Here is a 10,328-nt window from a genome sequence, read left to right on the forward strand (position 1 = left end):
CGAAGCGGTGATCTCCGACCCCTCGGGCGCGGCCTTACGATGGGACGCATGACTGCTTCGCCTGGCCGCCGCCGTGTCCTGCTCGCCGCTCCCCGGGGCTACTGCGCGGGCGTCGACCGTGCCGTGATCGCCGTCGAGAAGGCCCTGGAGCAGTACGGGGCGCCGGTCTACGTCCGGCACGAGATCGTCCACAACAAGTACGTCGTGCAGACCCTTGAGCGGAAGGGCGCCGTCTTCGTCGAGCGGACGGAAGAGGTTCCGCCGGGCAACATCGTCATGTTCTCGGCGCACGGCGTCGCCCCCGTCGTCCACGAGGAGGCCGCGCGCGGGCGCCTGGCCACCATCGACGCGACCTGCCCCCTGGTCACCAAGGTCCACAAGGAAGCCGTCCGCTTCGCCAGCGAGGACTACGACATCCTCCTGATCGGGCACGAGGGCCACGAAGAGGTCATCGGCACCTCCGGCGAGGCCCCCGAACACATCCAGCTCGTCGACGGCCCCGAGGACGTCGCCAAGGTGGAGGTCCGGGACCCCTCGAAGATCGTGTGGCTCTCCCAGACCACTCTCTCGGTCGACGAGACCATGGAGACGGTCGACGCCCTCAAGGAGAAGTTCCCGCAGCTCATCTCCCCGCCGAGCGACGACATCTGCTACGCCACGCAGAACCGTCAGCTCGCGGTGAAGCAGATGGGCGCGGAGGCGGAGCTGGTGATCGTGGTCGGCTCCCGCAACTCCTCCAACTCCAAGCGGCTCGTCGAGGTGGCCAAGCTCGCCGGCTCCCGCGAGGCCTACCTGGTCGACTTCGCGAGCGAGATCGACGAGGCGTGGCTGGAGGGCGTGACCACGGTGGGCGTCACCTCCGGCGCCTCCGTCCCGGAGGTCCTCGTCGAGGAGGTCCTGGCCTGGCTCACCGAGCGCGGCTACGGGGACGTCGAGCTCGTCAAGGCGGCCGAGGAGCACATCACCTTCTCGCTGCCCAAGGAACTCCGGCGTGATCTGCGCGAGGAGGCGGCGGCACTGGCGGCCGGGCGGGGCGGCAGCGGTACGACGTCCGCGGCGGCCTCCGACGCGGTGTCCGGTCCGGCGGACAGCTGACCGACGCCTCGGCCGGGTGAGTGACCGTCAGTCGACCGTCGTAACGTAGGGCCATGCAGATCTTCGGCGTGGACATCGGCGGCTCCGGGATCAAGGGCGCCCCGGTGGATTTGGACAGGGGCGACCTCGCTCAGGAGCGCCACAAAGTGCTCACCCCGCACCCGGCCACGCCCGAGAGCGTGGCCGACGGTGTGCGGCAGGTCGTCGAGCACTTCGAGTGGTCGGGGCCGGTGGGCCTGACCTTCCCGGGCGTGGTCACCGGCGGCTCCACGATCCGTACGGCGGCCAACGTCGACAAGAGCTGGATCGACACCGACGCGCGTGCCCTCTTCAGCGAGCGGCTGGGCGGCCTGCCGGTGACGGTGGTCAACGACGCGGACGCGGCGGGCGTCGCGGAGGTGTCCTTCGGCGCGGGCCGCGAGCGCAGCGGCACGGTGATCCTGCTGACGTTCGGCACGGGCATCGGCAGCGCCCTCTTCGTCGACGGCGTCCTCGTCCCCAACACCGAGCTCGGCCACCTGGAGCTGCACGGGCACGACGCCGAGAAGCGCGCCTCCAGCAAGGCCAAGGAGGACGGCGAGCTGACCTGGGAGCACTGGGCCCGCCGGGTCACGAAGTACCTCGCCCACGTCGAGATGCTCTTCTCGCCGGAGCTGTTCATCATCGGCGGCGGCGTGAGCCGCAAGGCCGACAAGTTCCTGCACCTCATCGAGGGCATCCGGGCGGACATCGTGCCGGCCGAGCTGCAGAACAACGCGGGCATCGTGGGAGCGGCGATGCGAGCGGCGAAGCAGGACTGACCCGCGCCGGCCCGGCGCCCGGCCCGGTCCGGCGGCCCGGACCCGTCCCGGCGGTGAGCCTTCTCGGCGGCTCGGCGGCTCGGCCTCCGGGCCTCCGGGCCTCCGGGCGTCCGGCGGGCCAACTGCCCTCCGGGCCTTCCGGCCTCCGGGCCATCTGCCCTCCGGGCCTTCCGGCCTCCGGGCCTTCCGGCCTCCGGGCCTTCCGGCCTCCGGGCCTTCTGCCCTCCGGGCCTTCCGGCCTCCGGGCCTTCTGCCCTCCGGGCCTTCTGCCCTCCGGGCCTTCTGCCCTCCGGGCCTTCTGCCCTCCGGGCCTTCTGCCCTCCGGGCCTTCTGCCCTCCGGGCCTTCTGCCCTCCGGGCCTTCTGCCCTCCGGGCCTTCCGGCCTTCCGGAGGGCCATCCGTCCCCCGGTCTTCGGCCATCTGCCCTCCCGGCCATCCGCCCTCTGGTGGGCCATCCGTCCCTCCCGGTCTGGTAGCCCGAGCCCGGTAGCCGGGCCGGCGGCACGGCGGCGGTTTCCGGCGCGGTGTCCGGTGATCTGCCGTCGGCGTCAGCGGACGCCGGCTAGCGGCGGTTCGCGGTGTGGCGGCGGGCCGCTGCCCGGCGTACTCCGCGGGCCAGGACGACCGTTCCCGCCACGAGCGTTCCGGCGTACAGCCAGCCGACCTGCGTGGCCAGTGCCGTCACCAGCCCCATCAGCCGCGCCCCGATGCCGTTGCCGCCCTCGGCCACGGGCAGCAGTCCCACGGCGAAGGCGATCGGCACGACCACGGGCGCCGACAGCAGGTCGCCCCCGCCCACCCACAGGGCGGTCAGCAGGCACACCGGCAGGAACAGCGCGCTGTACACCGTCAGTGAGGCGCCGAACAGCAGCTGGTCCAGGCAGCCGATCACGAACATCAGCACCCCGCTGAACAGCCCGCCGCCGAGCCCGGTGAGCCGGGCGTCAGGCATCCGGCGCACCGTCGGCACCGTGTGCGCCGAGGGCGGCGCGGGCCGGCGCCCGGCGGAAGCGGGACGGGGGCCGCCGGAGCCGGGGGTGCCGGAGCGCGGGGCACCGGAGCGCGGGACGCGGGCCCGGGCGGTCCCGCCCGTGGGGCCCGGCGGTCTGCGACCCGGCTCCCGGCTCGCCTCCCGGCCCGCCTGCGGCGGCAGGGGTGGCAGGGGTGGCGTGTCACGGGGGGCCCCTCGGGCCGGGGGGCGTGTCCTGTGTTGCTCCACTGGACCAACTTAGGTCGGTTTATGTGCAGAATCGGGTGTCGGACACGCCGTGGGGTGGAGCTTGGCCATGCGTTCGACCGGTCCGCCGGGGCGGCGCCGGGTACGCCGTAAACTGGTGGACCGGTCAGCTCTCTGGCCCCTGGCCCTCTCACTCGGGAACTGGCCCTCCGGCCCTCTCACCACGGGAAGTCGCAACGTGTCGCTCACGATCGGAATCGTCGGTCTGCCGAATGTCGGCAAGTCGACCCTGTTCAACGCCCTGACCAAGAACGACGTGCTGGCGGCCAACTACCCGTTCGCCACGATCGAGCCGAACGTCGGCGTGGTCGGCGTCCCGGACGCCCGGCTCACGAAGCTGGCCGAGATCTTCTCCTCGCAGCGGATCCTCCCGGCGACCGTCGACTTCGTCGACATCGCGGGCATCGTGCGCGGAGCGAGCGAGGGTGAGGGCCTGGGCAACAAGTTCCTGGCGAACATCCGCGAGTCCGACGCGATCTGCCAGGTCATCCGTGCCTTCAAGGACGAGAACGTCGTCCATGTCGACGGCAAGGTCTCGCCCAAGGACGACATCGAGACGATCAACACCGAGCTGATCCTCGCGGACCTCCAGACGATCGAGAAGGTCCTGCCGCGTCTCCAGAAGGAGTCGCGGATCAAGAAGGAGGTCGCGGCGAAGGTCGCGGCGGTCGAGGCGGCGCAGGAGATCCTGGAGAAGGGCGACACCCTCTTCTCCGCGGGGATCGTCCAGGGCTCCGGGCGCGAGGAGCTGCTGCACGACCTGCACCTGCTCACCACCAAGCCCTTCCTCTACGTCTTCAACGTCGACGAGGACGAACTGGTCGACGAGGAGTTCAAGGCCGAACAGAGCGCGCTGGTCGCCCCGGCCGAGGCGATCTTCCTCAACGCCAAGCTGGAGCAGGACCTCGCCGAGCTGGACGAGGAGGACGCGATGGAGCTGCTGGAGTCGGTCGGCGCCGACGAGCCCGGCCTCGCCACCCTCGCCCGCGTCGGCTTCAACACCCTCGGCCTCCAGACGTACCTCACGGCAGGCCCCAAGGAGTCCCGCGCCTGGACCATCAAGAAGGGCGCCACCGCACCCGAGGCCGCCGGTGTCATCCACACCGACTTCCAGAAGGGCTTCATCAAGGCGGAGGTCATCTCCTTCGCCGACCTGGTGGAGACCGGCTCGGTCGCCGAGGCCCGCGCCAAGGGCAAGGCCCGCATGGAAGGCAAGGACTACGTCATGCAGGACGGCGACGTCGTGGAGTTCCGCTTCAATGTGTAGTGGTTGACGTGTCACCACGTCGCTGATCTGGCACACATTCAGGTCAGAAGGGGTCCGGCTCTTCGGAGTCGGGCCCCTGGTTTTTTCCCGTGCAGGGCTGTGGGACTTCCTCGGCGAGGCGCTGAGTGATCCGGTCTCGGCCCTGCTGGTGTCGGCCGAGCGCTCGCTTGCTGCCGAGTTCCCCCGCAGGCCCAGGCGCGTAAGGTGCTGGCGGCTATCGGCAGTGGCGAGCGGACCTTCACCAACATCGCCCGTGCAGCCGGCGGGGTCGGGGCCACGCCGCTGCAGCGAGCGCTGGAGCTGCTTACGGGCAAACGGATCGTCGCTGGGGAGCTGCCTGTATCACTGCGTCCGTCGAAGGATCGCCGCTACCGGGTGACAGATCCCTACCTGAGGTTCTGGCTGCACCTGCTCGGCCCGTCCATGGAAGAGATCGAGCGGGGGCGGGGCGATCTGACCTTGGCGCGCATCCGGGAGAACTGGACCAGCTGGCGCGGCCGGGCGATCGAGCCGCTCATCCGCGAGGCGCTTGCCCGGATACTGCCCGACGGCCAGCTCCCCGCAGCCCCGCTGTGGGCGGCTACTGGACCCGCACCAACGACGTTGAAATCGACATCGTCGGGGCGGACCGTGCCCCCATTGCCGAGGAACCGCTCTTCGTGGGCTCCATCAAGTGGCTGGAGCAGTCGCCCTTCGACCGGCACGATTTGGCAGCTCTTCATCGACACCGAGCCGCTCTCACCGACGAACCCGTTCCAGTCGTGGCGGTCTCGCGGAGCGGCGTTGACTCTCCGGGCCTCGACGCCACCTACGGCCCCGGCGATTTGCTCACTGCCTGGCCGCTGTGAGTGGTGGATTGCAGGCGACGCGCGGGAGTGGGTGGGCACGATCAGGCCGGACGCATTCCCGCAGGTCAGAGGCTTGTGGTGGAGTTCCGCCTCACGTGTGGCCGTTCGGAAGGTCATGCGCCGGGCGATCCGACGCGCGGACAGGTCAGGAGGGGTCGCGCTCAGGGAGCCCGGCCCCTCCTGCGTACCCGTACTGCTACTGCCACTGCGTCGGTGCCGGCCGGTGAGTCACGCCGGGCCGGGGCCCGGGACCCGGGTGGGCAGTGCGGGCCGTCTCGCTCGTGGGTCGTCTGCGGGGCGGTCGGCGCGTGAGGTGACCGCGTCCGGTCGGGCGGTACGGCAATGGCGCGATCCTGATGACCCGCCAGGCGGCTTTCGCGCCGTGATCGGGGTCGGCGCGATGGCGCTTTCCGGTCGTCCCGGGGCCCGATAGGGCAGGGATAGCCGCTTCGGTTCGGGCGGATAGCGGGGGGCGCAAGAGTGTTTCTCGTCAAGCCACCCCCCACCGGATCGCGAGGACATGAAGATGACCGAAACCCAACTCCGCCCGGCGCCGGGGGAGGTGACGTCACCGGATGCCGCCGTGCTCAGCGCGGTCGTGAAGCGGTTCGCCAACGCCAAGGGCGAGGAGTTCACCGCCGTCGACGGGCTGGACCTGCGGATCCGGCGTGGCGAGGTCGTGGCGTTTCTCGGACCGAACGGCGCGGGCAAGACGACCACGATCGACATGCTCCTGGGCCTCACCCGGCCCGACTCGGGGCAGGTGGAGCTGTTCGGCGAGCCGGCGCAGCAGGCGGTGCGCGCCGGTCGCGTGGCGGCGGTCCTCCAGAGCGGCGGCCTGCTGCCCGACCTGACCGTCGAGGCCACCGTACGGATGCTGGGCTCACTGCACCCCGGCGCCGACCCGGAGACCGTGATGAGCAGGGCCGGCGTCACCAGGCTGCGGGACCGCCGGGTCGCCGAGTGCTCCGGAGGTGAGCAGCAGCGGCTGCGCTTCGCGCTCGCCCTGCTGTCGAACCCGGAGTTCCTGGTGCTGGACGAGCCGACCGCCGGGATGGACGTGGCGGCCCGCCGCGAGTTCTGGGCCACCGTCCGCGAGGACGCCCGGCACGGCATGACGGTCCTGTTCGCCACGCACTACATGGAGGAGGCCGATCAGTTCGCCGACCGGGTCGTGATGGTCGACCGGGGGCGGGTCGTCGCCGACGGGTCCGCCTCCTCGGTCCGCGCCCGTATCAGCGGCCGTACGGTCTCCGCCCTGATCAGCCCGGCGGACGCCGCCGCGGTGGCAGGCTCCCCGTCCGTCCGCTCGGTCGTGGTCCGGGGCGAGCGCCACTACTTCGACTCCACCGACTCCGACGCGCTGCTGCGGCTGCTCGTCACCCGGACCTCCGCCACCGAGATCGAGGTCGCCCCCCGAAGCCTCGAAGAGGCCTTCATGGCCATCACGCACGCCGGCCGCACCGGCCAGGAGGGCCCGCGATGACCACCGTGACCGCGCCGCCCGCCCGCCCCCGCGCCTCGTCGTTCAGCGGAGTCAACCCCACCTTCGTCCGCTACGAGCTGGCCCGCCGCTTCAACCGTCAGACCACGATCTTCACCCTCCTCCTGCCGGCCGTCCTCTACCTCGCCCTGTTCCGTACCGCGCCCGCCCGCGGCACGCTGCCGCACGGCAACTTCGCCGCCTGGATGATGATCGGTCTCGCCGTGTACGGGGCCGCGATGGCCGCCACCAGTTCCGCGGCCACCATCTCGGTCGAGAAGTCGGCCGGCTGGATGCGCACCATCGCGCTGAGCCCGCTCGCCCCGCCCGGATACCTGCTCGTCAAGGTTCTGTGCTCGGTGGTCATGGCCGCGGTGCCGGTGGCCATCGTCGGAGTGCTGGGTCTTGTCACCGGTGCGCGCGCCGATGCCGAGGTGTGGGTGACGTCCCTGGTCGTCGCCTGGCTCGGGGCCGCGGTCTTCGCCGCGCTCGGCATCTCGCTGGGTCTGGCCCTCAAGCCCGACGTCGTGATGCACATGCCGGGGCTCACGATGACCGCGCTGGCCTTCCTCGGCAACCTGTTCATCCCGCTCAGCGGCACCATGCTCGAGATCTCCCGGTACACGCCGATGTACGGCGTCTCCACCCTCGCCCGCTACACCCTCACCGACGGCTACAGCTTCAGCGGCGAGCACTCCGGCCTGGCGGGCGCCGTCCTCAACATCGTCGCCTGGTTCGCCGGATTCGGCTTCATGGCGGTCCGCCGGTTCGCGAAGAGCACCGGCCGCCAGTAGCTCACCTCGCCGAGCTCCCGCGCGACGTCACCTCACCGCATCCCGTCCGCTTCCCACCGCCCGCCGGCCAGAGCGCCGTGCGACGGGCTCAACACGAAAGGGGGAGAGAACACATGTTCGCAATCATGGCGCCGGGTCAGGGCTCCCAGACCCCTGGCATGATGGCCGGCTGGCTGCGCGACCCGGTCCACGCCGAGCGCGTACGGGCCTGGTCCGAGGCCGCGGACTGCGACCTCGTCCACTTGGGCACCCGGGCCTCGGCCGCCGAGATCGCCCGCACCGAGCACACCCAGCCGCTGCTGGTCGCCCAGGGCCTGCTGGCCCACGAGGCACTGGCGGGGGCGGGCAGCGCGATCGCGGCCGGACACTCGGTCGGCGAACTCACCGCCGCCGCCTACGCCGGAGTCCTCACGCCCGTCGACGCGGTACGGCTGGCCGCGGTCCGCGGCCGGGCGATGTCCGCGGCCTGCGCCGAGGCACCCACGTCGATGGCGGCCGTGGTCGGCGGCGACGAGGACCGGGTGCTGGAGCGGCTCGCCGAACTCGGCCTGCACGCGGCCACGTTCAACGGCCCCGGCCAGATCGTGGCCGCCGGGCTCGCCGAGGACCTCCGGCGGCTGGCGGCGGCGCCCCCGCCGGAGTCGACCGTCAAACCCCTGCCGGTCGCGGGCGCCTTCCACACCCCGTACATGGAGTCCGCGCGGCAGGCCTTCGCCGCCGCGGCCGCCGCGACCGACTTCGCTACGCCCCGCGGGTGCCTGCTCTCCAACGCCGACGGCGAGGTGGTCGCCGACCCCCAGGAGGTCCGTCGGCGCCTCGTCGACCAGGTGGTACGGCCGGTGCGCTGGGACCTGTGTCTGCACACCCTCGCCCGCCTGGCACCCGGGCTGACGGTGTCCCTGCCGCCCGCCCGCACCCTCGCCAACATCCTCAAGCGCCGTCACGGCGAACTCGACGTCCTCCCCGTCAACACGGCCCGCGACATCGGCAAGGCCCTCGTGCGCATCGGCGAGAGCGCCCGTAAGGAGGAACCCGCCCATGCTGGTGTCTGACCTCTTCGAGCAAGCCCGCGCCGAGCGCCCCGACCACCTCGCGGTCGTCGACGGCGACGGCGGCCTCACCTACGCCGAGCTCGGCACGCACGTCGACCGCGCGGCCGGCTGGCTGCGGGCCCAGGGTGTCGCCCCGGGACAGCGGGTCGTCCACGCCGGCGGCAACGACCGCACCTTCCTCGCCCTCTTCCACGCCACCCTGCGGATCGGCGCCGTCTTCGTCCCGGTCCACCCCGACCTGACCGACCCGCAGATCGGCGGCATCGTCGAGGACTGCTCGGCCGCCCTGGCGATCTGCTCGCCCGGCGCGGGGGAGCGGGCCGGCCGGACCGTCCCGGTCGAGCGGGCCCGGCAGGAGATCCGGGACGCTCCCGCCGACGGCTCCACCGCCCGGGTGCCGGACGACGGCGTGGCGATGCTGATCTACACCTCGGGGACCACCGGCCGCCCGAAGGGCGTGGTCTGCCCGCACCGGCAGATGATCGCGGCCGTCGAGGCCGTGGGCGCCTGCCTCGGTTACACCGCCGACGACGTGGTGCTGTGCCGGCTGCCGCTCTCCTTCGACTACGGCCTCTACCAGGCCCTGCTGTGCGCCCGCACCGGCGGCACCCTCGTCCTCGCCGAACGCGGCGGCGACCGGGGTCTGCTGCGGACGATCGAGGAGCACGGCGTGACCGTCGTCCCGCTCGTGCCCTCGCTGGCCCAGATACTGGCCCTGCTCCAGAGCAGACTCCGGCGGCCCACCGGCGTGCGGCTGTTCACCAACACGGGCGCCCGGCCGGGCCGGGCCGTCATGGCCGAACTCCTCGACGTCTTCCCGGGGTCGGCGTTCGCCTCGATGTACGGCATGACCGAGTGCAAGCGCATCTCGATCCTCGACCCCGCCGAGTACGCCGCCCACCCGGACTCGGTCGGGTGGCCCATCCCCGGCGACCGCGTCCGGATCGTCGACGGTGACAAGCGGGAGCTCGGCCCCCGCGAGGTCGGCGAGATCGTCGTGGGCGGCGCCACCGTGATGGCCGGCTACTGGGGCGTCCCGCTGGAGGCGCAGAACCGCTACGTCCGCGGGGCCGACGGCGCGCTGGAGCTCCACACCGGCGACCAGGGCTACCTCGACGAGGACGGCCGGCTCTACTTCGTCGGCCGCGACGACGACATGATCAAGCGGCGCGGGATCCGCCTCGGGCTGACCGAGATCGAGGACGCCGCCGAGCGGATCCCCGGCGTGATCTCGGCGGTGGCACTGCGGCCCGAGACCGAGGACGCCCCCCTGCGACTGGCCGTGCAGACCTCCCTCACGCCCGAAGAGGTCCGCGACCGGCTGCGGCTGCGCCTCGACCGGGCCCGGCTGCCCGACCGGATCGTCCCCATAGACGCCGTACCGCTGACCGCGAACGGCAAACCGGACCGCCGAGCCGCCGAGCTCCTGGTCGGCGCCGACGAACCCCGCCCCGCCGGACAGACGACACGACAGCCCATACAGACGAGGACCAGCCATGAACCAGTCGCAGTTTGACCAGCTCGTCGAGGAGATCTGCGCCGTCACGGTCACCGACCCGCAGACCCCGCTCGTGGACCTCGGCGTGGACTCCCTCCAGACCATCGCCCTGGTGATGGCCGTCGAGGAGCAGTACGGCATCGAGATCGACCCCGAGGCGCTCGCCGACCCGGCGCTCACCTCCTCGGCCGGTCTCCTGCGTTCCGTGCAGGACCAGTTGGCCGCCGAACTGCCGGCCAGAGCCGGGAGCTGAC

General features: G+C 72.0%; 9 protein-coding genes and 1 pseudogene. 9 read left to right on the forward strand and 1 reads right to left on the reverse strand.

From position 1 onward, the window contains the following. Positions 1–39: 39 nt before the first annotated feature. Together QF030_RS26935 and ppgK are read left to right on the forward strand one after the other, a co-directional pair. Positions 40–1,095, forward strand: coding sequence for a 4-hydroxy-3-methylbut-2-enyl diphosphate reductase (locus QF030_RS26935; protein WP_307165183.1), 1,056 nt, complete (start codon positions 40–42; stop codon positions 1,093–1,095). A gap of 53 nt (positions 1,096–1,148) precedes the next feature. Next, the gene (gene ppgK / locus QF030_RS26940; protein ID WP_307165184.1) at positions 1,149–1,895 is read left to right on the forward strand and encodes a polyphosphate--glucose phosphotransferase; all 747 of its coding nucleotides are present in this window, start codon (positions 1,149–1,151) and stop codon (positions 1,893–1,895) included. Between the two features lie 562 nt (positions 1,896–2,457). Here ppgK and QF030_RS40630 read toward each other — a convergent pair. Next, positions 2,458–2,847 (reverse strand): DUF6542 domain-containing protein, encoded by a 390-nt coding sequence (locus tag QF030_RS40630; protein WP_373428810.1) that lies wholly within the window; start codon positions 2,845–2,847, stop codon positions 2,458–2,460. A gap of 463 nt (positions 2,848–3,310) precedes the next feature. Here QF030_RS40630 and ychF point away from each other — a divergent pair, with 463 nt between their 5' ends. From ychF to QF030_RS26980, 7 genes and pseudogenes are all read left to right on the forward strand, one after another. Further along, the gene (gene ychF, locus QF030_RS26950) at positions 3,311–4,399 is read left to right on the forward strand and encodes a redox-regulated ATPase YchF (protein ID WP_307165186.1); all 1,089 of its coding nucleotides are present in this window, start codon (positions 3,311–3,313) and stop codon (positions 4,397–4,399) included. Positions 4,400–4,493: 94 nt separating this feature from the next. Further along, a pseudogene (locus tag QF030_RS26955) lies at positions 4,494–5,247 on the forward strand (DUF234 domain-containing protein); the annotation flags it as partial. A gap of 526 nt (positions 5,248–5,773) precedes the next feature. Next, on the forward strand, positions 5,774–6,733 hold the full coding sequence (locus QF030_RS26960; RefSeq protein ID WP_307165187.1) for an ABC transporter ATP-binding protein: 960 nt from the start codon (positions 5,774–5,776) through the stop codon (positions 6,731–6,733). Next, positions 6,730–7,524 carry an ABC transporter permease gene (locus QF030_RS26965; protein WP_307165188.1) on the forward strand — a complete coding sequence of 265 codons (795 nt, stop codon included), beginning with the start codon at positions 6,730–6,732 and terminating at the stop codon, positions 7,522–7,524. Before QF030_RS26960 ends, QF030_RS26965 begins: the two co-directional genes overlap by 4 nt. Positions 7,525–7,637: 113 nt before the next feature. Next, the gene (locus tag QF030_RS26970) at positions 7,638–8,576 is read left to right on the forward strand and encodes an ACP S-malonyltransferase (protein WP_307165189.1); all 939 of its coding nucleotides are present in this window, start codon (positions 7,638–7,640) and stop codon (positions 8,574–8,576) included. Next, positions 8,563–10,092 (forward strand): class I adenylate-forming enzyme family protein, encoded by a 1,530-nt coding sequence (locus tag QF030_RS26975; protein WP_307165190.1) that lies wholly within the window; start codon positions 8,563–8,565, stop codon positions 10,090–10,092. Before QF030_RS26970 ends, QF030_RS26975 begins: the two co-directional genes overlap by 14 nt. Then, positions 10,073–10,327, forward strand: coding sequence for an acyl carrier protein (locus QF030_RS26980; protein WP_307165191.1), 255 nt, complete (start codon positions 10,073–10,075; stop codon positions 10,325–10,327). The genes QF030_RS26975 and QF030_RS26980 overlap by 20 nt, the downstream gene beginning before the upstream one ends. The last annotated feature ends 1 nt before the right edge of the window (position 10,328 follow it).

The sequence above is a fragment of the Streptomyces rishiriensis genome (assembly GCF_030815485.1).
GTDB classification, from domain to species: domain Bacteria; phylum Actinomycetota; class Actinomycetes; order Streptomycetales; family Streptomycetaceae; genus Streptomyces; species Streptomyces rishiriensis_A.